This is a genomic window from Achromobacter veterisilvae (genome assembly GCF_900496975.1).
GTDB classification, from domain to species: domain Bacteria; phylum Pseudomonadota; class Gammaproteobacteria; order Burkholderiales; family Burkholderiaceae_B; genus Achromobacter; species Achromobacter veterisilvae.
Genome location: NZ_UFQC01000005.1, coordinates 216,981 through 240,799 on the forward strand (window position 1 = coordinate 216,981; position 23,819 = coordinate 240,799).

Sequence of the window (23,819 nt, forward strand, 5' to 3'; positions counted from 1 at the left end):
TGCGCTCTCCTTTGAACTCGCGCGGGATTACTGGAGGACCAGGCCGATGCGCCGGATCACGGCGCCCCAGCGATCGCTGTCCTTCCGGACGATCTGCGAGAACTCCTTCGGCCCCGCGCCGCTGACTTCGTTGCCTTGCGACACGATGCTCTGCGTCACCTCCGGGGTGTCCAGCGCTTCGCGGAACACCTGGGCCACGCGCTCGGCCAGCGCGGGCGGCATGTCGCCGGGCCCGAAAATGCCTTGCCAGCCGACGATGTCCAGGCCGGCGATGCCCTGTTCCTTCAGGGTGGGCAGGTCCGGCAGCACGCTCAGGCGGCGGTCGGTGGCGGGGCCCAGCAGCTTGACCTTGCCGGCGCGCGCGTTCTCCACGGCGGTCGCCGTGCCGTCGAAGTAGACCTGCACCTCGCCGGCCAGCAGCGCGCGGCTGGCGTCGGCCGTGCCCTTGTACGGCACATGCACGATGTCGATGCCGGTCTGCTGCTTCAGGATCTCGCCATTGAGATGGGAGGTGGAGCCCAGGCTGTACGAGGCGAAGTTCAGCTTGCCGGGATTCGCCCGGGCGTAGTCGATCATTTCGGCCGTCGTCGAGAAGGGCGCGTCCTTGTTGGCGACCAGCACCGTCGCCGAGCGCACCACCTGCAGGACGGGCGTGAAGTCCTTGACCGGGTCGTACGGCAGTTTCTTGTAGAGATGCGGGTTCTGGGTGTGCGTGACGACGATGGTGTAGAGCAGGGTGTAGCCGTCGGGGTTGGCGCGCGCCACTTCCTGCGCGCCGATCATGGTGCCCGCGCCAGGCTTGTTGTCCACGATCACCGGGGCGCCGGTCCGCTGCGTGACCTTCATCGCCAGCATGCGCGCCAGCGCGTCCGAACCGGACCCGGCCGGAAACGGCACCACCATCCGGATGGGCTTGCCGCCGCCGGGCCACGGCGGGGCCTGCGTGGCGGGCGCGGCGCCCGCCGAAAGACAGGCCAGGGCGCCCAGCATCGCAGCCCCGCCTTTGCCCAACAACCTTAAAAACGACTTGCGGTCCATGTTGTCTCCTCCTGGGGGTAGGCAATGTCGCGCATTGCTCTGGTCGGGGTGCGCCATCGGGCGGTGTTTTTCTTGCCGCGCAACCTGCGCGGCGGAGGAATTTCCCGTCCTGGCAAGCTGTTTTAGTCTTGCCATTGATCGGAATCAAATGCATATTTAGCCGAATCTTGATGAGAAAAATGCATGAGCCTCTCGATCCGGTCGCTCCAGCACTTCGCGGTGCTCGTGGAGGAAAAACACTTTTCGCGCGCGGCGCAGCGGCTGCACCTGACGCAGTCCGCGCTGACGCGCAGCATCCAGGCGCTGGAAGACTCTCTGGGCCTGGTGCTGGTCGACCGGGCGTCCACCGGCGTCGCGCCCACGCAGGCCGGGCGCACGGTGCTGGAGCGCGCGCAGCGCATCCTGGGGGAAACCCGCGACCTGCGCCGCGAGGCCGAACTGATCCGAGGCCATGACACCGGCCGCGTGAACCTGGGGGTAGGCGTGTTTCCGGCGGCCGGGTTCCTGTCGCCGCTGCTGGTGCGCATCGCGCGCGAGCATCCGGGGTTGAGCGTGCACGTGGAAGTGGAGAGCTGGCAGCGCCTGCTGGACAAGCTGCTGCAGGACAAGCTGGATTTCGCGGTGGCGGTCACCCACAGCCTGCCGCCGCCGGACGACTTCGCGGTCCGGCCCCTGCCGCCCCAGCATGGCGGCCTGTTCACGCGCGCTGGCCATCCGCTGCAGGGCGTGGCCAAACCCAGGCTGCGCGCCGCGCTCGGGCAATACCGCCTGGCCGCCACCGACCTGCCGCCGCGGGCGCGCGAATACCTGGCCCGCCTCTACCAGGTGGCGCGGCACGACGAATTGCCCATCGCCTTCGAATGCGACAGCGTCGCCGCGCTGCGGGACGTGGCCCTGGGCAGCGACGTCGTGCTCTTCTGCACGCGCGAGGCCATCGCGGCCGAACTGGCGCAGGGCCTGCTCGTGCCGCTGCCGCTGGCGTATCCGGCCACCGGCCCGCTCACCCACAGCATCATCCACCGGGCCCGCCGCACGCTGTCGCCGACCGCCGAGCGCGTGATCGAACTGGTGCAGGAACTGCTGGCCGGGGCGGCCGCGCCCGCGAAGAAGCCGCGCCGGCGCTAGCGTCCCGTCCCGCAGGCATGCCGCGTGTTCAGTCCGGGATCTCGGGTTCGACCAGGCGCTTCAATTGTTCCAGCGAATCCTGCCAGCCCAGGTAGCACATCTCGGCGGGAATCGTCTCGGGGATGCCTTCCTGCCGGATGCTGATTTCCGTTCCGCAGGAGACCTGCCGCAAGGTGATGGTCGTCTGCATCTGGCCGGGCAGGCCCGGATCGTCGAACTGGTCCGAATAGCGGATTTTCTCGTTCGGGACGAGTTCCAGGTATTCGCCGCCGAAGTCGTGGCTGTGGCCGGTGCCGAAGTTGCGGAACGACATCTTGTGCAGGCCGCCGACCTTGGCATCCAGTTGATGGACCAGGCAGGTGTAGCCATAGGGAGGAAGCCAGCGCGCGATCGCGTCGGGTTCCAGGAATGCCCGGTAGATGCGCTCGGGCGCCGCGCGCATGACGCGATGGAGATTGACAGTGCCGGTAGTCATGGTGAGTCCGCCTTTCGGGAAGTTGTGCGTACTGACACGACGTACCAGTGGACCGGAAATCGACACGCCCGGTCTCGGGGAAAACCCTCGATATGCACATCCCGTTACGAAGTCGACGCCGGCTCCCCATCGGCCGGGCGGTTGCGCCGCCGGCGCGCCGCCAGCCACTTGCCCGCGGCGATGACCAGCAGGGCGCCCGCCAGTTCGACGCCCATCTTGAGCATGGGGGCGGGCTGGCCCCAGCGCTCGACGATGAAGATGTCGGTGATCAGCATGCCGCCCGCGATCCAGCCCAGCAGCCCCGCGCCGAACGTGACGGCCACGGGGAAGCGGTCGATCAGCTTCAGGACCAGGGTGCTGCCCCACACGATGATGGGCACGCTCACGCACAGGCCGAAGATGACGTAATAAAGCTGGTGGTCGGACTGGGTGTTCTGGGCGGCGCCCGCGATGGCGATGACGTTGTCCAGGCTCATCGCGAAATCGGCCAGGATGATGGTCTTGATGGCCGACAGCACGGTGGCGCCTCCGGCGACGTTGCCATGCGCGTCTTCTTCCGGCGCCAGCAGCTTGATGCCGATCCATACCAGCAGGAGGCAGCCCAGGGCCTTCAGGAAAGGGATGTCCAGGAGCACGAGCGCGAAGGCGATCAGCAGCACCCGGAGCAGGACCGCGCCCGCGGTGCCCCAGAGTATGCCGCGGATCCGCTGCCGGGCCGGCAGATTGCGGCAGGCCAGCGCGATCACGACGGCGTTATCGCCGCCAAGCAGGATGTCGATGAGGACGATCTGGAATATGGCGCCCCAATGGAACGTCTCGATGGCTTCGAGCATAGGTATCCCGCCGAAAAGAACAAGGAAGCGCAACGCGTTGCGCGGCCTGTCCAGGCGGCGTCTGCCCCGCGCGTTTTCTTTTCATTCTAGGCAGGGCGGGCGCCGGACCCGCGAGTACTGGCGCTGCGTTCATGGTTATGGAGGCGGCGCGGACGCCGCGCGGCTTCAGGGTATCGGGTCCCGCATGACCAGCGCCGAAATCGTGTGGTTCTTCCAGAAGACCTGATGGATGCGGGGCAGCAGGGTGCGCAGCGCCGCGGCGCTGCAATCGTGGAAGACCACCAGGACGGCCGGGCGCTCGCCGGTGCCGGGAACGCGTTCGATGCGGTCGAACGAAGGAAAGCCGTACTTGATGAGGAAGCTCCTGATCTCTTCGTCGGTGGTGCTTTCCTCCACATGGTTGATGAGTAGTTCAGCCATGATCGTATCTCCTAGGTAATGACGGCCAGGCCATGGCGCGCGCGGTTCCGTTCAGAACAGCTCGGGAACGTGCCGCAGCGGACGGTTGGGCTCGCGGTAATCCCCCGCCTTCTGCCGTTTCGGCAGCTTGACCTTGGCACGGGGCAGGGGCTCGTATGGAATGCTCGCGAGCAGATGGCTGATGATGTTCAGGCGCACCCGCTTCTTGTCGTCGGACTGCGCCACGTACCACGGCGACAGGTCGGTGTCGGACGCCAGGAACATATCGTCGCGCGCGCGGGAGTAGTCGTACCAGCGGCTGTACGAATCCAGGTCCAGCCTGGAGAGTTTCCAGACCTTGCGCTCGTCGTTGATCCGGGCCTGCAGCCGGCGGGCCTGTTCCTCTTCGCTGACTTCCAGCCAGTACTTCAGCAGCAGGACCCCGGAACCGATGATGGCGCGCTCCATGAGCGGAACGGCCCGGAGGAAGACCTTGGCCTCTTCCTTGGTGCAGAACCCCATCACGCGCTCGACCCCCGCGCGGTTGTACCAGCTACGATCGAAGATCACGATCTCGCCGGCCGCGGGCAGGTGCGGAAGATAACGCTGCATGTACATCTGTGTTTTCTCGCGGTCCGACGGCGCGGGCAGGGCGATCACGCGGAACACGCGGGGGCTCACGCGTTCCGTGATCGCCTTGATCGTGCCGCCTTTTCCCGCGCCGTCGCGGCCTTCGAACAGGATGCAGACCTTGGCGCCTGTCCGCACTACCCATTCCTGCAGCTTGACCAGCTCGACGTGCAGGCGCGCCAGTTCTTTTTCGTATGCCTTGGCCGACAGCTTGGTTTGCGCCGGCTGTTTTTCCTGTCCTGCTGCCTTCTTCCGAGCGTTCATGATGGCACTCCAGAATGCACTGCGGGGAATCTTGGGAAACCTGCGTGTCGTGGCGTGATTCCGACTGTAGCGCCAAGCGGCCGGCGTTGTACATGGGGGCTTCGCGCAAGCCCCTCTGGCGAGAAGCAGGAAAGCTCAATAGAATCGGTTGGCACGGGACTTCCATCATGCAGCCGCGGCATTGCGCCAAGGAGAACAGGCCTCTTTCGATTTCGACCGCCCGGGGCTTGCGCGCGGCCGGCAGTCCCTGCCGGATGGCGCCGGCCCGGGTCCACAGGCGTCCTTGCGGCGTGCCCGGCCATGGCCGGGACGCGGCCTGGACCGTAGCGGTTAGGCTCTCGACCGACCGGATACCCGATGTCGCTGCGGACTTGTTCGAATCGGCTGCCGCTGATCGGCGTTCTCTGCCTCAGCGGTTGCGTGCAACTCGGGCCCGACTTCGAGCCCCAGCGCGAAGCCTGGACGCAAGACTGGAACACCCCGGCGCTCCAGCAAGCCAGCCGCGCGGCCATGCAGCCGGATGCCCGCCAGTGGTGGCGGATCTTCGACGATCCGGTCCTCGAATACCTGATCGCCCAGGCCGACGCCGGCAACGGCGGGCTGCGGATCGCCGGCCTGCGCATCATGGAAGCCCGCGCCCAGTTGGGCATCGCCCGCAGCGGCCGCTATCCGCAGGTCCAGGTGGTCGGCGCCGACGCCTTGTACATGCGCCGGTCCTCGCGTTCGGCTGAAGGCAATCCGCGGCCGGGCAGCTTCTGGCAGTACAGCGCGGGTTTCGACATCGGATGGGAGCTGGATTTCTGGGGACGATTCAGCCGCGCCATCGAGTCGGCCGACGCGGCGTATTTCGAGGCCCAGGCAAATCGTGAAGACGTACTAGTGCTGCTGCACGCCCAGGTGGCCGACACTTACTTCACGCTGCGCACCGCCGAGGCGCGGCTGCGGATCGCCCGCGCCAATGCGGCTATCCAGAAACGCAGCTACGAAATCACGCAACGGCTGTACGCCAGCGGCGAGAGCGACGAACTGGACCTACAGCAAGCGAAGACGCAATATCTGGCCACGCTGAGCTCCATTCCCGAATTCGAAAGCCAGATCATGCGGGCGGGCAATGCGCTCGCCGTTCTGATCGGGCGCGCGCCGGGCCCCATCCCCCAATTGGCGGAGAAGGAGGCGGTCATCCCCTTGGTCGACCGCGCCGTCCTGCAGGACGTCCCCGCCAACCTGCTGCTGCGCCGCCCCGATATCCGCGCGGCGGAACTGCGCATCGCCGCGCAGTCCGCGCAGATCGGCGTGGCCGAAGCGGACCTGTATCCCTCCCTGACCCTGCTGGGCAGCATCGCCTGGACCGCCACCTCGCTGGCGGGCACGTCGGGCGGCATGGCTTTGCTGGCCGGCCCCAGCCTTAGCTGGAACGTGTTCGACCACGGCCGCCTGAAGAACAACGTGCGCGTCCAGGACGCGCGGCTGCAGCAGTTGATCGTCGCCTACCAGGAAGAGGTGCGCCAGGCGGCGCGCGAGGCCGACGACGCGGCCAGCGGCTTGATCAAGGCCCTGGAGCGCGACGGCATCCTGCGGCAGTCCGCGCAGGCGGCGGAGCGATCGCTGACGCTGGCCAACGCGCTCTATCGCGAAGGCTACTCCGACTTCCAGCGAGTGCTGGACGCGCAGCGCTCGCTGGCCGCGCAGCAGGACGCCTACGTGGCCAACCGCGGCGGCGCGGTGGGCGACCTGATCGCCCTGTACAAGGCGCTGGGAGGCGGCTGGCACAGCGAAGAACCGGTGCTCGACCCGGCCACCCGGGAACAGATGCGGCGGCGCACCGATTGGGGAGACCTGCTGTCCGGGCCGGAAAGCCCCGCCGCCGCGCCCCTCGCGCAAAAGGTGCAGTCCGATGAGTAAACCGCCGCCGTCCTCCCCAGCGCCCGCGCCGCCCGATCCGGATCCCGCCAGGAGGGGAGTGCGGTGGGTCGTCCTGCTCATCGTGCTGAGCCTTGGCTGGTATCTGCTGGCCGACCGCTACACCCCGTACACCCAGCAGGCGCGGGTGGACGCCTTCGTCATTCCCGTGGCCTCGGAGGTGTCGGGACGCGTCACCAAGGTGTACGTGCGCAACAACCAGGACGTGCAGGCCGGCGCGGTGCTGTTCGACGTGGACCCGGAGCACTACCGGATCGCCGCCGACCGCGCCCGCGCGGATCTCGAATCGATGCGCCGGCAGATCGGCGCCAGCACGGCGGGCATCGACTCGGCGAAGGCCTCGCTGCGCGCCGCGCAAGCGAATGAACTGAAGGCGCGGCAGGACAGCAGCCGGCTCGAACGTTTGTACCGCGAAGACCGGGGCACGATCTCGCTGCGCCGCCTCGAGATCGCCCGGGCCGGCCTGGAGCAGGCGATCAGCCAGGTCGCCGCGGCGCGGGCCGAAGTGCAGCGGGCGCGCGAACAGGAGGGCGGCAGCGACGAAGACAACGCCAAGTTGCGCAGCGCCGCCGCCGCCGTGCAGAAGGCCGAACTGGACCTCGCCAATACCCAGGTGCGCGCGCGCTCGGCGGGACTGGTCACCGACCTGCGCACCGATGCCGGGCAGTTCGCCGCCGCGGGCAATCCAGTCATGACGCTGATCTCCATCCACGACGTCTGGATCAGCGCGGAGATGACGGAGAACAATCTCGGCCACGTCGAGCCGGGCACGCCGGTGGGCATCGTCCTGGACGCGCTGCCGGGGCGCATCTTCGACGGCCGCGTGCGCAGCGTCGGATATGGCGTCAACGTCGGCCCGGGCACGCCGCCGGGCAGCCTGCCTACGGTGCAGAACAGCCGCGACTGGCTCCGCCCCGCCCAGCGTTTTCCGGTCATCGTCGAATTCGACCGCGACGACCTGCCCAGCCTGCGCGACGTGCGCGTGGGCGGCCAGGCCGAGGTCATGGCGTTCCCCACGTCCGGCAACCCGCTCAATCCGCTCGGGCGCGCGTACCTGCGCCTCATGAGCTGGCTTTCCTATGCCTACTGACGCCATGGCCTCCCACCGCGATCCGCGCTGCCAGCGCGCCCTGCGCCTGGGCGTCGGCACGGCCCTCTGCCTGGCGATCGGCTTCGGCCTGGACCTGCCCATTCCCATGGTCGCGCCCGTGCTCGGCGTGTTCCTGTTGGCCTCGATGAACCGCCCCTTGCCGCTCAAGAGCGGACTGGCCCTGGTCCTGCTCGTGGTGTTCGCCACGGCGACCGGACTGCTGCTCAGTCCTCTGCTGCGCTACTACCCGCTGGCCGGCGTGCTGCTCATCGGCCTGTGTCTCTTCCTGGCCTTTCGCGCCGGCCTGCGCGGCGGCAACAGTCTGGCCTCGCTTTTCCTGGTGATCGGCCTGACCATCATCTCCGCCGCCGGCACCGTCGATTTCCGTCTGGCCGCCATGGCGGTCGAAGCGCTGGCCAAGGGCCTGCTGGTGGCCGTCGCCGTGCTGGGCTGCTGCCATTGGCTGTTCCCCGAACCCGCCGATGCGCTCGCGCCGCCCGCCGCGCCCGTCCTGCCCGCGCGCGAGGCCGGCAGGATGGCCTTGCGCGCGGCGCTGGTCGTCATGCCTGCCTTCCTGCTGGCGCTGACCGACCCGCTGGGCTACATGCCCATCATCCTGAAGTCGGTCAGCCTGGGACGGCAGAGTTGCGTCACGGCGGCGCATGGCGCGGCGCGCGAACTGCTCGGCTCCACGCTGCTGGGCGGCGTGCTGGCCGTGATCTTCTGGTGCGCCTTGAGCCTGTTCGTCAGCTTGTGGATGTTCTTTCTGTGGATGCTGCTGTTCGGCCTGCTGGCGGCGCGCAGGCTATATCGGCTGAGCCCCACGCGGCATCCGCCCAGCTTCTGGCTGAACACGCTGGTGACGCTCGTCATCCTGCTTGGCCAATCGGTGCAGGACAGCGTCGCGGGCAAGGACGTCTACACCGCCTTCGCCGTGCGCATGGGGCTGTTCATCGCCGTCACGCTCTATGCCTGCCTGATGCTGCAGTTGTTCGAACCGCGGCGCCGCGCGCCGCGCCCGCCGGAGCTTTCCGCTCCGGCTCCCTCAGACGCCTGAAGAGGAGTCAGCCATGTCATCGCCAGAGAACACGCTTCAACCCAGTCCCAAGACAGGATGGCGCTTCAAGTGCGGGATCGGACTTTTCATCGTGGCCTTCGCGCTATGGTTCCTCATCCCGGTTGCGGCCGCGATCGACGTGCCGGGTTCGCGCATCGCCGCGCTGACCGGCACCATATTCATCGCCAACAAAGTGTTGCTGCTGACTTGCGTCGCCGTCATGGGCAAGGAAGGCTTCCAGCAGCTCAAGGCCATCGTATTCGGGCACGCCAAACGGCTGGCGCCCGCGCAGAAGGTAGGCCCGGTCCGCCACGCCATCGGCCTGGTCATGTTCTTCATCCCCATCCTGACTTCGGTGCTGGAACCCTATCTCGATGAACTGTGGCCCGGCCTCAGGCCAGACATGTGGCAGTTGCAGGTCCTGGGGGACATCATGCTGATCGCGAGCTTCTTCGTGCTGGGCGGCGATTTCTGGAGCAAGCTGAGAGGGCTGTTCGTCCGCACGGTGTAACGGCGGCGCCCCGGCTACGCGGGCGGGCGGATGTGCTTGGGGACCAGTTCGAGCATGGGCGCGATCTGCGAGCCGTTATCGCCGAGCGTATACATGCACTGCACGTGCGAGGCGATCTCCGTCGAGATAGGGCGGAACGCCACCCCCGGGGTGCCCGTGCGCGACAGGCACTCGGGCACCACCGCGATGCCCATTCCTGTCGAGACGAACGACACGGCAGTCAGCCATTGGCCGACCTGATGCTCGATGCGCGGCACGAAGCCGGCCTCGGAACAGATCGACAGGATGGTGTCGAAGTAGAACGGTGACGATTCCCGGTTGAAGATAATGAAGTTCTCGTCGCGGAAACGGTCGATCCGCACCGGACCTTCCGGTACGCGGTACGACATGGGCATGCACACCAGGAACCGCTCGCGGAACAGGTTGACGCACCCTATGCGCGGGCTGTCATGTTGCACCAGGGAGTGCGCGAACCCCATGTCGAGGTCTCCCCGCAGGATGCTGTCGCGCTGGCGGATGGTCGACATCTCGTGCAGGGAAACCTGGACTTCCGGATGCGCGGCGCGGAACGCCTGCATGAGGGAACCCAGGCCGCGGTAGATCATCGATGCGTGGAAGCCCACGTTCAAGCGGCGCCGCAAGGCGCCGTCGAAGCCCCGCATCTCGTCGAAGGACTGGGAGGCCTGCGCGAGCAGGTTGCGGGCCCGGAAATGAAAGGCTCGCCCGGCGTCCGAAAGCTCGACATTGCGGCTGTTGCGCACGATCAGCTTCTGGCCCAGGAAAGATTCGAGCTGCTGAATCGCGACGCTGAATGGCGGTTGCGAAACGTTGCAGCGCGCGGCGGCCCTGCTGAAGCTGAGTTCCTCGGCCAGCGCTACGAAGTACCGGAGGTGACGCAGTTCTATGGCTTCCTTGTGCATGGCGGATCAGGTCTGGGTCAGCATGAAAACGCCATTCGCGATGGCGACCTTGGCTCCGTCGGAATCATAGACCACGCCGCTGGCGAAGCAGGTGCGTCCGCCCCGATAGTCGCAGCGGCACTCGGCGAGCAGCGTCGATCGCGCCGGTCTCAGGAATTTGGTCGACAGGTCCAGGGTGGCCACCCGCCAATGCAAGGGATCGTGCGCCCGGGCCGCCGCCGCCAGCGTGAAGTCGAGCAAGGCCACGATGGCCGGCCCGCTTACCGTGCCCGCGGCGTTCAGGAAGCGTTCCGACCAGGGCAGGATCGCCGTGGCCGCGTCGTCGGACAGTTCCTGGGCCTTGAGGTCGAACAGATCCACCACCGCTGCCCGGATGCCGAAGAAAGCCCCGTCGTCCAGATTCATGATCGTGCGTACCCGTAATACTCGAGGACTTCGGGAGGGCGATGCGGTCCGGGCTCGAAGATCTCCAGCAGCACGCGGTCCGGCGCCTCCAGCATGAAGTAGCCGCCTCCGTCCGATTCGCGGATACCTTTGGGAACAGGCAGGCCGGCGTGGACCATGCGCGCGTACAGGTCGCGCAGGCCGGCGACCTGGATCCCGAGGTGGTGCACCGCGTTGCGAGGCGCGGGGTCGATTCGTTTTTCGTAGAGATGCATGGCGCCCACGCCGATCTTCATGAAGACATTCCGGGTGCCGGCGAACACGCCGTCCCAGGCCACCTCCGCGTCGAACCAGTGACGGTAGAACGCGACTGTGACGTCGATGTCCGCGCAGATCACATGAGGATGGTGCAGGTGGTAGCGCTTGGAAGAACCATAGGGATAGCGCAAGGGTTCGGGATTGTCCGTCATGGGGTCACGTTTCTGGAAAAAGGGGAGGAGGGCGGCGGTATGTCGGCGGGGTGCCGGACAGGCGGATTGGCGAGGCAATGCCCCGGTAGCCCGGCTCCAGCTCGACGAGCAGTCCCATATGGCTGGTCTGCGGATCCTCCAGTACGTCCTGGACACTGCCGATGACGGCGGCGGGCACTCCGTCGCGCACCAGCTTGTCGACCAGGACCCGGCCGTCCACGGGCCGCAGCGCGTCCTCCAGCATGGGCCGCAGCAGGTGGCGATGGACCGACCTCGCGGGATTGGTGGCATAGCGGGAATCGGCGGCCACCCCGTCCAGTCCCAGGTGCCGGCACAGCGTGCGGAACTGCGCGTCGTTGCCTATGGCCAGATAAACGCCGGCAGTGGCCGTGTCGAAACTGTCGTAAGGGTAGATGTTCGGATGGGCGTTGCCAGTGGGCATCGGGCACGTGCCCGTGCCCAGAAAATTCGAGGCATGAGGGTGCAGCATGGAAATCGCATTTGCGTACAGGGTCGTTTCGATGAACTGTCCGCGTCCGGTGATTTCCCGCGCTCGCAACGCCAGCAGAACGCCGATGGCCGCGTTCAAGCCTGTCGTCATGTCGACGACGGGGAGTCCGACGCGCAGCGGTCCCGATTCGGGACTTCCGTTCACGCTCATCAGGCCGCACTGCGCTTGAATCGCCGTGTCATAGGCGGGCAGGCCGCCATAAGGACCGTCGGAGCCGAATCCGGACACGCGGCAGTGAATCAGGCGTGGATTCCGTTCTGAAAATTCGTCCGTCCGCCATCCCCACTTCTCCAGCGTGGACGGCTTGAAGTTCTCGATCAGCACGTCGGCCTCCGACAGCATTTCCATGAAACGCTCCCGCTCAGCCGCAAGCCGGAGATCGAGGACGACGCTGCGCTTGTTGCGGTTGGCCCCGGCGAAATACGCTGCATTCGGCCCCAGGTCGGGAGGCCCCCATTGGCGCGTATCGTCGCCTGCGGGCCCTTCGACCTTGACGACGTCTGCGCCATGGTCGCCAAGAATCTGCCCGCAATATGGGCCTCCCAGTACACGAGAAGCGTCGACGACCTTGATGCCGGTCAGAGCCCCGAAGCGTAAATCCATACTGCTCCCTGTCTGTCGTTGATAGGCAATCGGTAAGGCCGATCGCTCTGCGGAATTCTAGGAGCGCCGCCCGCGCGTTCGATACGAACTGCATATGGCTGCATTCGAAGATCGAATCGTTGGCCAATGCGGGCCTGCCTAGAATGCATCACCGATCTTTGGTGAGGAGACAGAAAATGAAAAAAAGGCTGATGGCCTTGCTTTGCTGCGTGGCCGGAATCACCTGCACCGCGGTTTACGCCGATGCCCCCTATCCGGCGCGAGCCTTGACCTTCGTGGTCCCTTATCCTCCCGGCGGCCCCGCCGATCTGCTGGCGCGCGCCGTGGCCCACAAGATGGGCGAGCTCGCCGGGCAAACGGTGATCGTCGAGAACCGGGCGGGCGCCAGCGGGAACATCGCGGGCGATTATGTCGCCCGGGCGCCCAAGGACGGCTACACCCTCATGTTCGGCTCGTCGCCCGTGCTGGTGATCAATCCCGGCCTGTACCGCAATCTCAAGTTCGATCCGCTGAAAGACTTCGAACCCATCGCCGATTTCGGCAGCCTGCCCAACGCGGTGCTGGTCGGCGAAAACCTTCCCGTCTCGTCGGTCCAGGAACTGATCGCCTATAGCCGTCAGCACAACGCGACGTATGCCTCGGCCGGCAGCGGCGGCACCACGCATCTGGCGGGCCTGCTGTTCGCGAAATCGTCCGACGTTTCCTTGACCCACATTCCATACAAGGGTTCGGCGCCCGCATTGCAGGCGCTGCTGGGGGATCAGGTCACCATGACCTTCACGGATGTCTACACGGCTTTTCCGTATATCCAGGCGCGAAAGCTGAAGGTGCTGGGGGTGACCTCGGCCAGCCGCTCGGACCTGTTGCCCGACGTGAAGACGCTGCAGGAACAAGGCATGAAGGACATGGATGTCAACGTCTTCTTCGCGCTGGTTGCGCCCAAAGGCATTCCCGAAGACGCTCGCGCGCGGCTAGAGACGTTGTCGCGCGAGGTGCTGGCGGACAAGGGCGTGCGTTCGCAGTTCGAGTCGCGAGGCCTGCTGCTGCCCAAGGATCCATCCGGCGCGGCCCTGGGCAGGAAAATGGCCGCCGAGACTGCGGCCTGGAAGAAACTGATCCAGGAAACGGGTGCGGCAATTGACTGATCCCGTCCTCCCGCCGGGCGCCGCCGGCGCCCCGCCCGATTCGGCGCGGCGCGGCGAGCTCGTGCGGACGCTGGCACAGGCCAGGCGGCAGGGCCGCCAGGTGCAGGGTGTCGAAGCGATCTACGCCATCGACGATGAGGAACAGGCGTTCCGGCTGATGCTGGACGTCGCGCTGGCGGTCGGCTGGGAACGCCAAGGCTGGAAGATCGCCGCGACGAACCGCATGCTGCAGCGGAAACTGCGCACGCAGGGGCCCGTCTGCGGCGCCACCTTCCGCCGCTTCCATCAGCGCGCTCCGGCCGTCCTGCGCCGCGACGAACTGTTGGACCCGGTCATCGAGTGCGAGTTCTTTTTTACCCTGGGAAAGCCCCTGCCGCCGCGTGCCTGCGTCTATGGCGAGGACGAGGTGGCGGAGGCGATCGATGCGGTGCATGCCGGGATCGAGGTGGCGGAATGCCGCTATCCGCGCAAGGCATTGCCCGCGGCCTGGTACGTGTACGCCGACGGCTTCGCGTCGGGCCGGTATATCCATGGCCCGGCGATTTCCGACTGGCGCGCCCGCCTGGACCAGGGCATCGACGTCACGTTGTGGCGCAACGGCCAACGGCTGGGGCGAGGAAGCTCGAACGACGTCATGGGGCACCCTCTGCGTTCGGTCCACTGGCTGGCCAACCGCCTGCGCGCGGCCGGCGTACCCCTGCGGGCGGGCGACGTGATCAGTTCTGGTTCCTGCAATATCCTTGCGGCCGCCCGGGCCGGCGACCGGTACATGGCGGATTTCGGCGGGGTGGGAAGCGTCGTCCTGGATATGGTCTGACCCGGCGCCCCCGGGTGCCGGCGCCTGGGGAAAAAAGGGATTGACATGGCTTATGCTCAACACTAGCATAAATCGTGCCCTTTTTTTGATCCATAAATGCTCAAAATGAGTATATAAGTGACGGAGACACCCATGGAAGTCCGCGCCCCACGATCCATCGAATTCGACCTGCCCGCGGCGGCGGGCTGCGCCGTCGGCCGGGCCTGGGCCCAGGTGCCGGAACCCTTGCCCGCGTCCGAGCGCGCCGCCGTCTCGGCCCGGGTGCGGTCCCTGCTCGAGCGCGAAAGCGCCGTGCTGGTGGCCCATTACTACGTGGATGCGGCGTTGCAGGAGCTGGCCGAGGAGACCGGCGGCTGCGTCGGCGACTCGCTGGAGATGGCGCGCTTCGGGCGGGACCACGCGGCGCGGACGCTGGTGGTGGCGGGCGTGCGTTTCATGGGGGAGACGGCCAAGATCCTCAGCCCGGACAAGCGCATCCTGATGCCGGACCTGGACGCCACCTGTTCGCTGGACCTGGGTTGCCCGGCAGACGATTTCGCCGCCTGGTGCGATGCCCATCCCGACCGGACGGTGGTGGTCTACGCCAATACCAGCGCGGCCGTGAAGGCGCGGGCGGACTGGGTCGTCACGTCGTCCATCGCGCTGGACGTGATCGCCGAACTGCATGCGCGCGGCGAAAAGATCCTGTGGGCGCCCGACCGCCATCTCGGCGGCTACATCCAGGGCCGGACCGGCGCCGACATGCTGCTGTGGCAGGGGTCCTGCATCGTGCACGACGAGTTCAAGGGCACCGAACTGGAGCTGTTGCGCGCCGACCATCCCGAGGCCAGGGTGCTGGCGCATCCCGAGTCGCCCGCGGCGGTGCTGGCGCAGGCGGACGTGGTCGGCTCGACCACGCAACTGATCGACGCCGCGCGCAAGCTGGACGCCGGGATCCTGATCGTGGCGACCGACCAGGGCATCCTGCACAAGATGCGGGCGCAGGCGCCGGGCAAGACGTTCCTGGCCGCGCCGACGGCGGGCGACAGCGCCACCTGCAAAAGCTGCGCGCATTGCCCATGGATGGCCATGAACGCCCTGACCAACCTGGCGGAAGCGCTCGAAGGCGGCCGCAACGAAATCATCCTGGATCCATCGCTGGGCCTGCGGGCCAAGACCCCGATCGACCGCATGCTGGATTTCGCCGAACGGCGCAAGCGCCGCGTGCAGGCCAGCGGGGACCTGGCCCGCGACACCGCGCTGTTCGCGCGGGTCGGCCCCGCGTAGCGTCCTCATCGTCCCTTACCGGAGAGCCGGCACATGGAATTCGACGTCATCATCATCGGAAGCGGGCTGGCCGGCCTGGCCGCCGCGCTGGAACTGGCGCCTCGGCGGCGGGTGGCGCTGGTGTCCAAGGGCGCCCTGGCCGACAGCGCCAGCAACCGCGCCCAGGGCGGCATCGCCGCGCCGCTGGCGGACGGCGACAGCGTGGAGGCGCACGTGCGCGACACGCTCGTCGCCGGCGCCGGCCTGTGCGACCTGCCCGCCACGCGGGACATCATCGCCCGGGCCCGCGGCGCGATCGCATGGCTGCAAGAGCACGGCGTCGCGTTCACCGGCGGACGCGAGGGCCTGCACCTGACGCGCGAGGGCGGCCACGGACTGCGCCGCATCGCGCACGCGGCCGACGCGACCGGCAGCGCCATCGTGGCCGCGCTGGGCAGCCGGGCGCGCGGGCGGGACGGCATCGTGCTGCTGGAGCATCACTGCGCCGTGGATCTGCTGCTGGCGGGCGAACCCGGAACCGCCGGGGCCGCCTGCCGCGGCGTGCGCCTGCTGGACGTGCGCGGCGGGCGGGCGTTCGATGCCGCCGCCGCCCATGTGGTGCTGGCCACCGGCGGCGCCGGCCAGGTGTACCGGACGACGACCGCGCCGGCGGCCGCGACGGGCGACGGCATCGCCATGGCGTGGCGCGCCGGGTGCCAGGTCGCCAACATGGAATTCACGCAGTTCCATCCCACGGGCCTGCATCATCCGCAAGCCGGCGGCTTCCTCATCTCCGAGGCCGTGCGCGGCGAAGGTGGCCTGCTGCGCCTGCCGGACGGCGCCCGCTTCATGCCGGCGCACGATCCGCGCGCCGAACTGGCGCCGCGCGACATCGTCGCCCGCGCCATCCAGGCCGAGATGGCCCGCCACGGCCTGGACTGCGTGCACCTGGACATCAGCCACCAGCCGCGGGATTTCCTGCAAGCGCACTTTCCCACCATCCATGCGCGATGCCTGGCGCTGGGCATCGACATCGCGGCCATGCCCATCCCCGTCGCGCCCGCCGCGCACTACACCTGCGGCGGCGTCGTCACGGACGTCGCGGGATGCAGCGGCCTGCCGGGGCTGTACGTGATCGGCGAGGCCGCGTGCACCGGATTGCACGGCGCCAACCGCCTGGCCAGCAACTCCCTGCTGGAATGCGCCGTGATGGGACGCGCCGCGGCGCAGGACATCCTGCGGCTTGCGGCGGCGCCAGTCCGGGCCGCGGCGGAAGGGCGGCCCGCGGCCGCGGCGCCGCGGCCCGCATCCCCCGACCTGGCGCGCCTGCGGCAAGACCTGCGCCAACTGATGAGCCGCGACGTCGGCGTCGTGCGCAGCGACGCCGCGCTGCGGCGCGCGGCCGCTTTCGTCGGGCCGCTGCGCGCCGAGATGGACGCGCGGCTGCATCGCGAAGGCCTGAGCCTGGACCTGCTGGAACTGCGCAACCTGGCGCTGGTGGCCGACCTGATCGTGCGCGCGGCGAGCGAGCGCGGTGAAAGCCGTGGCGCGCATTTCAACAGCGATCGCCGGGAGTGGAGCGAAGCGCGCGAGGGCCGCGCGGCGTCTTTCGCGGCGCCGTAGCATCCGGCCCGTGCCGGGTTCAGGAGACGCCGGTCAGCAGGTGCTGCGCGGGCCCGGTGGCCGCGCGCCGGAAGCGGGACGGCGACACGCCCATGTGTTCCCGGAAAAAACGGGAAAAGTTGCCCGGCGTGGAAAAGCCCAGATCCAGCGCCACCGAGGTCAGCGGCTGTTCCTGGTGCGCCAGCAGGCGCACGGCTTCCTCGACGCGCACGGCGCTCCAGAACACTTGCGGCGTCGTGTTGAGCTGGTCCCGGAAGAGCGCGAAGAAATGGCCGCGGGACAATCCCACCCGGCTCGCGACGTCTTCCACCGCGATCGGTTCGTGGACGTGCTCGCGCATATAGGCGATGGCCGCGCGCAGCCTGCGGTCCAGCGCGGGCGCCGCCGATACGGGGCGGTCCGTCCGGCCGGGGCCGGTGGACGATTCGATGGCGGCTTGCAGCAGGGCCTCGACCTCCGCGTCGAGATCGGCGCCCGGGTGTTCGTGCGGGGAGACGATCTTGTCCAGCAGGCGCCAGCAGCCCTGCCGCACGGCGGTGTCGATGGGGACGCCGGGCGCGGCGAAATGGAAGGGACGGCCGGTGGCGGCCCGGCGCTCGTCCAGCCAGGGCTTGGCGATGTAGAGCACCAGGAAAATGGCGGGGCCCGACCGGTCCAGCAGCCGGGCATCGTGCGATTCATAGGTATTGGTTCCCAGCGCAAGGTGTTCGCTGTAGGGCACCAGTGTCTGACCGACGTGGCCTTCCACGCGCGCGCCGCCCAGCCAGAGGGCGAGCTGCACTTCAGCGTGCGCATGCGCGATCAGGTCGTCGCGCAGTTCCAGCACGACGGCGCGGCCGAACGCGCCTTCGTGCAAGGCATAAGTCTCCTGCATCTCTGTCTCCATTTGTATCGTCCCCTCGCGAAGGCGGGCTTCTGCGGGGCGGCGAGTGCTTCGGGCGGGCGCGGCGCTTGCGAGAATTTTATGGGCGTTTGCGCCCTTGTCCGGCGTAGGTGTATTCACCTAGCACAAGATCTGACTCTGCGATAAGTCCGCGGACCCGGCGATAAGCACGTTGCCGCTCGCGCCGATAAAGTCCCGATCACCTGCCGGCGTATCGGGGGTTTGTTCAGGACGAAGAAGGAGACAGCATTGCGCATTGCTAGCTTTATGGTGAATGGAAGGCAGGAGGTGGGCCTGGTATCCGGCGACGGCATGACCGTGGCGCCGCTGGCGCTGGACGCGGAGCAACGGCGAGCCGGAGCCCAGGCCGTGATCGACCTGCTCGCCGCGGGCCGGGCGTTGCCCGGCAAGGGAGAGGCGCTGCCGCTCGCCGAAGTGGCGCTGCTGGCGCCATTGCCCAGGCCGCGCCGCAACCTGTGGTGCGTGGGACGGAACTACCACGCCCACGCGAAGGAACTCTCGGCCTCGGTCTTCAAGGACAACGACGCGAACCCCGAGTCCTGGCCCATCGTCTTCACCAAAGTGCCCGAGTGCGTGGTGGGGCCGCGGGCCGACGTGCTGCTGCCCGCGGGCGTCTCGGACCGGATCGACTACGAGGCCGAGCTGGCGGTCGTGATCGGCAGAGGCGGAAAGAATATCGCGCGCGCCGACGCCCTGGCCCACGTCTTCGGCTACACCGTCGTCAACGACGTCACCGCGCGGGACGTGCAGATGCGGCACCAGCAGTGGGACATGGGGAAGTCGTTCGATACCTTCTGCCCCATGGGGCCGTGGATCGCCACGGCGGACGAATTCGACGGGACCCGCACGCGCGTGCGCTGCTGGGTCAATGGCGAGCTGCGCCAGGACGGGCCGACGGAAAACATGATCTTCGATATTCCGTCCTTGATCGAAACGATTTCGCGCGGCATCACGCTCTATCCGGGCGACGTGATCGCGACGGGCACGCCTGCCGGCGTCGGCATGGGCATGCAGCCTCCCCGCTATCTCGCCGCGGGCGACGTGGTGCGCGTGGAGATCGACGGCCTGGGCACGATCGAGAACACTTTTGTCGAGGAACGGACATGAGCACGCACTACGTCAACGGCCTGGCCGTGGAGATCGACGGCCAGGGGCCGGCGCTGCTGTGCATACACGGCCTGGGCGGTTCGTCCAATACCTGGACGCCCGTGATGGATGCCTTCGAGGGCTTCCGCGTCATTCGCCCGGACCTGCCGGGCAGCGCGCGGTCGGCGCTGGCGCCGCAGGCGCTGTCCATCGATGCGTACGTCGGCGCGCTGGCCGGGATGCTCGATGAACTGGAGGTCGACGCGCTGCACGTCGCCGCGCATTCGCTGGGCACCATCGTGGCCCAGCATTTCGCCGTCGCGCATCCCGCCCGGGTCAGGTCGCTCGCGCTGTTCGGTCCGCTCGCGGCGCCGCCGGACGCCGGCCGGGCCGGCATCCGGGGGCGGGCGGAGCTGGCCCGCGGCGGCGACGCGGCGATGCAGGAAATAGCGGATGCCATCGTCAAGGGGGCAACCAGCGCCCAGACCAAGCGGGACCAGCCCGCGGTGCTGGCGCTGGTGCGCGAGAGCGTGATGCGGCAGCCGCCCGAAGGCTATGCGCAGAGCTGCGAGGCGCTGGCCGCCGCGCAACCCGCCGCCGTGGAGGGACTCGCCGTTCCGGCGCTGCTGGTGACCGGCGACCAGGACGGCGTGGCGCCCGCGGCCAACGTCGAGGCACTGGCGACCCGCATCCCCGGCAGCCGCCAGATCGTCCTCGGAGATTGCGGCCACTGGACGACCTACGAAAAACCCCACGCCTGCGTCGAGGCCTTGCGGGAGTTCTACGCGGCGCTGCGCTAGCTGCCGTTTTCCCGGCGTTTCAACATAAGAAATCGGCCCGCGCCGCGGGCCGGAGGAGACTTGTCATGTCCAGAATTGCCATCACCAACGTCGCCGTCTTCGATGGCGGCGGCGAGGCGCCCTTCAAAGGCGAGGTGCTGATCGAAGATGCGCGCATCGCCGAGGTCGCGCGTTCGCCCCGCCAAGTGGAAAGGGAAGGCGCGCGCGTCATCGACGGCCAGGGCCGTTTCCTGATGCCCGGGATGACCGAGGCGCACACGCATTTTTCGTGGAATGACCAGCCCTCGCTTTCCGCGATCCAATTCATGCCGCCGGAAGAACACATACTGTGGTGTGTGCGCGTGGCGAAGCGGTACCTGGAAATGGGCTGGACCTCGGCCATCGGCGCCGCGGCGGCCAAACCGCGCCTGGACGTGGTGCTGCGCAACGCGATCGACGCGGGGGAGTGCCCGGGGCCGCGCTATCTGGCGGGCAGCCAGGAGATCACGACAATCGGCGCGCTGGGCGACAATACGCTGCCGCACATGCCGTTCGAGGCCCTCAGCTTCGGCAGTGTGTGCAGCGGCCCTGAAGAGATCCGGCGGTCGGCGCGGACGTTCATCAAGTACGGGGTCGATCATCTGAAAATCAACCTGTCGGGCGAGTACATCGCCGGGTTGCCGGCCGAGATGTCGCCGTTCGCCGAGGACGAGATCGCCATGCTGGCCAGCGAGGCCAGGCGCTATGGAAAGCGCGTCGCGGCGCACGCGCGTTCCAGCGAATCGGTCAAACAGTGCGTGCGCCACGGCATCGAGATCATCTATCACGCCAGCTTCGCCGACGAAGAGGCGCTCGATATGCTGGAGGCCAACAAGGACAGGCACTTCGTCGCGCCGGGTATCGGCTGGCTGGTCAGGACGGCCTTCAATGCATCCGATTACGGCATCACACCGGCCATCGCCGAAAAGATGGGCTACAAGCGCGAACTGGAGATCGCCTCGGAATCGCTGCGCAAAATGCACAAGCGCGGCATCCGCATCCTGCCCGGCGGAGACTATGGCTTCGCGTGGATGCCGCATGGGACCAACGCCACCGACCTCCAGTACTTCGTCGACTACATCGGCATGACGCCCACCGAAGCGCTGGTGGCGGCCACCCGGCTGGGCGGCCAGATCATGCTGCGGCCGGATGAAATAGGCATGCTGCGCCCCGGCTACCTGGCGGACATCGTCATGGTGGACGGCAATCCGCTGGACGACTTGTCCTTGCTGGCCGATCCGGAACGGATCAGCCTGGTGATGAAGGACGGGAAGATCTGCAAGGACGCCGGCCCGCGCGGCGCGGACGCGGCGCCGCGCGCGGCCGGGCAGGGCAGCAGGGAGGCGGTCGCGGCGCATTGAACGCCGCGGCCATCAAGCCCCGGCCATGGCCTCCTTCACGCTGGCCGCGAGCAACTGCGCCGTCGCCGCCGAAAGCGTCCATCCCAGGTGGCCGTGGCCCGTGTTGTAGAACACGCCCGGCCGCTTGCCGGGGCCGACCCTCGGCATCATGTTCGGCGTCATCGGGCGCAGGCCGCACCAGGGCACCACGCGCGACGTGCGGATGCCGGGGAAGTGCTGGCGGGTCCAGTCGATCAGCGGCTGGACCCGCTCGGCGCGGATGTCCATGTTGAAGCCGTTGAATTCGGCCGTGCCGGCGACGCGGAAACGGTCGCCCAGCCGGCTGGTGACGATCTTGGCGGCTTCGTCGAGCAGGCTCACGCCGGGCGCGGCGGCGCGGCTTTCCGCGTCGTCCAGGTGCACGCTGATGGAATAGCCCTTGACCGGATAGATATTGAGCGAGTCGCCCAGCCGCTGGGCGAATTGCCGGCTCGCGGCGCCCGCGCAGATGACGATGGCGTCGGCGGATTCGCGCTGGCCGGGCCGCGCGCCGCCTTCGCCCGCGATGTCCAGCAGATAGGCGCCGCCTTCATGGACGATGTCCCGGACCTCGGCGTCCTGCACGAAGCGCACGCCCCGGCGTTCGCAGGCGCGGGCCAGGCCGCTGGTGAACTTGTGGATGTCGCCGGTGGCGTCCGACGGGGTGTAGAAACCGCCATGGCAGTCGGTCTGCAGCGCGGGCTCGATGCGGCGCGCTTCCTCGGCCGACACGGTATAGCGTTCCAGCCCGCCTTCCTGCAGCAGCGCGTTGGCGCGGCGCGCGGTTTCGAAGCTGGCGGCGTCGTGGTAGATGTGCAGGATGCCCCGGCGCTCCAGGTCGAAGTCTATGCCTTCCTCTTCGGCCATGGCGAACAGGTGCTGACGCGCTTCGATGGCCAGGCGCGTGGTGGCGATGGTGTTCTGGCGGTAGTGCCGGATCTGCCCGACGAACTGGGCCAGCCAGGAATACTTGTGCCAACTGAACCTGGGGTTGAGCAGCAGCGGCGCGTTATGGCGCCCGAGCCAGCGCAGGCCCTTCATGACGGTGGACACGCTGTTCCAGACCTCGGCGTTGCTGGCCGACAACTGGCCGCCGTTGGCGTAGGACGTTTCCATGGCGGGATAGCGCTGGCGGTCGTAAACGGTGACGTCGTATCCCAGTTTGTTCAAGGCGTAGGCGGACGTGACGCCGGTGATACCGGCGCCGATGATGGCGATGCGGGGCATGGTCGCTCCAGGGTCGAGTGGCCGCGGCCACCCGGCCGCAGCACCCCATCTGTCTCTGTACCTGAGAGCTTCACCCGTTCGCGCGGACGGCGGCGGGTTCCCCTTCGGTGGGCGCGCGCGGCGCCTCTCTCCAGATTGTCTAGACCGCGCAGTCCTGTTTGCCTGAGAGTTTCCGGGGCGGTTGCTCCGTCGGCGCCCGCCGCGGGGGCAGGTCTCTTCTGCGGGGTTTTGGATCGACTGGGAGAGAATAGCCAAAATTCCACGGAATGAGACCCAGGGTTAGTCCCAGTTTCAACGGACCCTTCGGTAACCAACTCCATCGAAGCGCTGAAGCGCGCGCTGTTCGGCGAAGTCTATGGCAGCCGGGACGAATAGACGATCTGGCCGAAAGCAGGAAGCGCCACGGCTACGAGCGGACGTTTTCCATCCCCCTGCGAATCGATTCATGGGATAGCTGGCTCAGGCGCCTGCCCAGGCCCTGATTGGCGGTTTCCGGGGCGGGGATGGCGGAAAGCACGTCCCCATTTCCCCTGTTACCTCTCTGTTGAACTGCACATTCCTGGTAAAGGAATCCCGGCGGGGATGCGCTATAACCCGTTTTTGTTGCTTCAAGCCGGACCCTTATTCATGCCCCGTGTTATCCGCCGTCCATCTGTTGCGCTGCTGGCTGTCCTGGCGGGCGTCCTGGCAGGGTGCTCATCCCCCAAACCCGAATTCGAAAAAGAGAACTTCGCCCAGAGCGACACCTATTCGCGGACGGTTCCCGCCGGCAGCGCCGCCGCCTGCGACGCCGGCCGCCGCGCCCTGCTGAGCCAGGGCTACAACATCGACAAGTTCGAGGGCGCCCGGGTGACGGGACATAAGAACTTCCAGGGCGAAGACGGCCAGCACACGCAGATCAGCTTCAATATCGAGTGCGCCTCCGACGGCAACTCGAACGAGCGTGCGACGGTGTTCGCCAACGCGGTGCAGGACCGCTACTCGATCAAGCGCACCGCCAACTCGGCCAGCGTGGGCGTGAGCGTGCTGGGCCAGGTGTCCATGCCGTTCGGCGCCAGCGACGACTCGCTGGTGAAGACGGCCAGCCAGACGGTGGCGCGCCCGCAGTTCTACGACGGGTTCTTCCAACTGTTGCAGCGCTTCCTGCCGGACGCCCAGGCCGCCTCCGCGCCGCAGGCGGCGCCCGCGAACCCGGCCCGCGCCAAGGCGCCGCCCAAGCCCGCGCCCGCCGAGCCCGCCGTGTCTCCGAACGCGCCGGCCGATACTTTGCCAAACCCCTACGGCCTCCCCCGTAACCACTCTTCCAGGTCATCCGCCGGCAACGGCGGCGAAAACAGGAACCCCT

At 67.7% G+C, this 23,819-nt stretch carries 24 protein-coding genes and 2 riboswitches; of the genes, 13 read left to right on the plus strand and 11 right to left on the minus strand.

Annotation, left to right across the window (positions count from 1 at the left end; all coding sequences use genetic code 11):
- Positions 1-27 precede the first annotated feature (27 nt).
- Positions 28-1,038, minus strand: coding sequence for a Bug family tripartite tricarboxylate transporter substrate binding protein (locus AVE30378_RS06545; protein WP_129239956.1), 1,011 nt, complete (start codon positions 1,036-1,038; stop codon positions 28-30).
- 183 nt (positions 1,039-1,221) lie between these two features.
- Between AVE30378_RS06545 and AVE30378_RS06550 the strand changes: the two genes are divergently transcribed.
- Complete coding sequence (locus AVE30378_RS06550; RefSeq protein WP_129239957.1) at positions 1,222-2,163, plus strand: LysR family transcriptional regulator; 942 nt, start codon at positions 1,222-1,224, stop codon at positions 2,161-2,163.
- 28 nt (positions 2,164-2,191) lie between these two features.
- On the opposite strand, the gene AVE30378_RS06555 is transcribed toward AVE30378_RS06550, so the two are convergent.
- The 4 genes from AVE30378_RS06555 to ppk2 form a co-directional block, all read right to left on the minus strand.
- Entirely contained in the window at positions 2,192-2,638 is a 447-nt protein-coding gene (locus AVE30378_RS06555) for an SRPBCC family protein (RefSeq protein ID WP_129239958.1), read from the minus strand.
- 104 nt (positions 2,639-2,742) lie between these two features.
- Positions 2,743-3,471 carry a TerC family protein gene (locus tag AVE30378_RS06560; RefSeq protein WP_129239959.1) on the minus strand — a complete coding sequence of 243 codons (729 nt, stop codon included), beginning with the start codon at positions 3,469-3,471 and terminating at the stop codon, positions 2,743-2,745.
- 165 nt (positions 3,472-3,636) lie between these two features.
- Positions 3,637-3,891: an RNA-binding protein gene (locus AVE30378_RS06565; protein WP_129239960.1), complete on the minus strand. Its 255-nt coding sequence runs from the start codon at positions 3,889-3,891 to the stop codon at positions 3,637-3,639.
- Between the two features lie 51 nt (positions 3,892-3,942).
- A complete protein-coding gene (gene ppk2 / locus AVE30378_RS06570) occupies positions 3,943-4,764 on the minus strand; it encodes a polyphosphate kinase 2 (RefSeq protein ID WP_129239961.1) in 822 nt (273 codons plus the stop codon).
- Between the two features lie 357 nt (positions 4,765-5,121).
- Here ppk2 and AVE30378_RS06575 point away from each other — a divergent pair, with 357 nt between their 5' ends.
- Genes AVE30378_RS06575 through AVE30378_RS06590 form a run of 4 tightly spaced genes read left to right on the plus strand, consistent with a single transcriptional unit; the run spans position 5,122 to position 9,342 of the window.
- Positions 5,122-6,666, plus strand: a complete 1,545-nt coding sequence (locus AVE30378_RS06575) for an efflux transporter outer membrane subunit (protein ID WP_129239962.1) — start codon at positions 5,122-5,124, stop codon at positions 6,664-6,666.
- A complete protein-coding gene (locus tag AVE30378_RS06580; protein WP_129239963.1) occupies positions 6,659-7,774 on the plus strand; it encodes an HlyD family secretion protein in 1,116 nt (371 codons plus the stop codon). Before AVE30378_RS06575 ends, AVE30378_RS06580 begins: the two co-directional genes overlap by 8 nt.
- Entirely contained in the window at positions 7,764-8,831 is a 1,068-nt protein-coding gene (locus tag AVE30378_RS06585) for a DUF2955 domain-containing protein (protein WP_129239964.1), read from the plus strand. The genes AVE30378_RS06580 and AVE30378_RS06585 overlap by 11 nt, the downstream gene beginning before the upstream one ends.
- A gap of 13 nt (positions 8,832-8,844) precedes the next feature.
- The gene (locus AVE30378_RS06590; RefSeq protein ID WP_129239965.1) at positions 8,845-9,342 is read left to right on the plus strand and encodes a transporter suffix domain-containing protein; all 498 of its coding nucleotides are present in this window, start codon (positions 8,845-8,847) and stop codon (positions 9,340-9,342) included.
- Positions 9,343-9,356: 14 nt separating this feature from the next.
- Here AVE30378_RS06590 and AVE30378_RS06595 read toward each other — a convergent pair whose 3' ends face one another.
- Genes AVE30378_RS06595 through AVE30378_RS06610 form a run of 4 tightly spaced genes read right to left on the minus strand, consistent with a single transcriptional unit; the run spans position 9,357 to position 12,230 of the window.
- Positions 9,357-10,262: a LysR substrate-binding domain-containing protein gene (locus AVE30378_RS06595; protein WP_129239966.1), complete on the minus strand. Its 906-nt coding sequence runs from the start codon at positions 10,260-10,262 to the stop codon at positions 9,357-9,359.
- A 6-nt stretch (positions 10,263-10,268) separates the two neighbouring features.
- Complete coding sequence (locus AVE30378_RS06600) at positions 10,269-10,667, minus strand: PaaI family thioesterase (RefSeq protein ID WP_129239967.1); 399 nt, start codon at positions 10,665-10,667, stop codon at positions 10,269-10,271.
- Complete coding sequence (locus tag AVE30378_RS06605) at positions 10,664-11,116, minus strand: VOC family protein (RefSeq protein ID WP_129239968.1); 453 nt, start codon at positions 11,114-11,116, stop codon at positions 10,664-10,666. The genes AVE30378_RS06600 and AVE30378_RS06605 overlap by 4 nt, the downstream gene beginning before the upstream one ends.
- A 4-nt stretch (positions 11,117-11,120) precedes the next feature.
- Positions 11,121-12,230: a CaiB/BaiF CoA transferase family protein gene (locus AVE30378_RS06610; protein WP_129239969.1), complete on the minus strand. Its 1,110-nt coding sequence runs from the start codon at positions 12,228-12,230 to the stop codon at positions 11,121-11,123.
- Between the two features lie 176 nt (positions 12,231-12,406).
- Between AVE30378_RS06610 and AVE30378_RS06615 the strand changes: the two genes are divergently transcribed.
- From AVE30378_RS06615 to nadB, 4 genes are all read left to right on the plus strand, one after another.
- Entirely contained in the window at positions 12,407-13,375 is a 969-nt protein-coding gene (locus tag AVE30378_RS06615) for a Bug family tripartite tricarboxylate transporter substrate binding protein (protein ID WP_129239970.1), read from the plus strand.
- Entirely contained in the window at positions 13,368-14,192 is an 825-nt protein-coding gene (locus AVE30378_RS06620; RefSeq protein ID WP_129239971.1) for a 2-keto-4-pentenoate hydratase, read from the plus strand. The genes AVE30378_RS06615 and AVE30378_RS06620 overlap by 8 nt, the downstream gene beginning before the upstream one ends.
- A gap of 132 nt (positions 14,193-14,324) precedes the next feature.
- Positions 14,325-15,458, plus strand: a complete 1,134-nt coding sequence (gene nadA, locus AVE30378_RS06625) for a quinolinate synthase NadA (RefSeq protein WP_129239972.1) — start codon at positions 14,325-14,327, stop codon at positions 15,456-15,458.
- A gap of 33 nt (positions 15,459-15,491) precedes the next feature.
- Positions 15,492-17,060: an L-aspartate oxidase gene (nadB, locus tag AVE30378_RS06630; RefSeq protein WP_129239973.1), complete on the plus strand. Its 1,569-nt coding sequence runs from the start codon at positions 15,492-15,494 to the stop codon at positions 17,058-17,060.
- 19 nt (positions 17,061-17,079) lie between these two features.
- Here nadB and AVE30378_RS06635 read toward each other — a convergent pair whose 3' ends face one another.
- A complete protein-coding gene (locus AVE30378_RS06635) occupies positions 17,080-17,934 on the minus strand; it encodes an AraC family transcriptional regulator (RefSeq protein WP_129239974.1) in 855 nt (284 codons plus the stop codon).
- Between the two features lie 258 nt (positions 17,935-18,192).
- Between AVE30378_RS06635 and AVE30378_RS06640 the strand changes: the two genes are divergently transcribed.
- The 3 genes from AVE30378_RS06640 to AVE30378_RS06650 all read left to right on the plus strand — a co-directional run bounded on the left by AVE30378_RS06640 (position 18,193) and on the right by AVE30378_RS06650 (position 21,229).
- On the plus strand, positions 18,193-19,071 hold the full coding sequence (locus AVE30378_RS06640; RefSeq protein ID WP_129239975.1) for a fumarylacetoacetate hydrolase family protein: 879 nt from the start codon (positions 18,193-18,195) through the stop codon (positions 19,069-19,071).
- The gene (locus AVE30378_RS06645) at positions 19,068-19,850 is read left to right on the plus strand and encodes an alpha/beta fold hydrolase (protein ID WP_129239976.1); all 783 of its coding nucleotides are present in this window, start codon (positions 19,068-19,070) and stop codon (positions 19,848-19,850) included. The genes AVE30378_RS06640 and AVE30378_RS06645 overlap by 4 nt, the downstream gene beginning before the upstream one ends.
- A gap of 65 nt (positions 19,851-19,915) precedes the next feature.
- Positions 19,916-21,229 (plus strand): metal-dependent hydrolase family protein, encoded by a 1,314-nt coding sequence (locus AVE30378_RS06650; RefSeq protein WP_129239977.1) that lies wholly within the window; start codon positions 19,916-19,918, stop codon positions 21,227-21,229.
- A gap of 12 nt (positions 21,230-21,241) precedes the next feature.
- Here AVE30378_RS06650 and AVE30378_RS06655 read toward each other — a convergent pair whose 3' ends face one another.
- On the minus strand, positions 21,242-22,474 hold the full coding sequence (locus AVE30378_RS06655) for a D-amino acid dehydrogenase (RefSeq protein WP_129239978.1): 1,233 nt from the start codon (positions 22,472-22,474) through the stop codon (positions 21,242-21,244).
- A gap of 45 nt (positions 22,475-22,519) precedes the next feature.
- A riboswitch (glycine riboswitch) is annotated at positions 22,520-22,612 on the minus strand.
- A 1-nt stretch (position 22,613) separates the two neighbouring features.
- Positions 22,614-22,705: riboswitch (glycine riboswitch) on the minus strand.
- Between the two features lie 396 nt (positions 22,706-23,101).
- Between AVE30378_RS06655 and AVE30378_RS06660 the strand changes: the two genes are divergently transcribed.
- Positions 23,102-23,819 (plus strand): DUF2242 domain-containing protein (locus tag AVE30378_RS06660; RefSeq protein ID WP_129239979.1); only part of this gene is annotated, 718 nt, incomplete at its 3' end.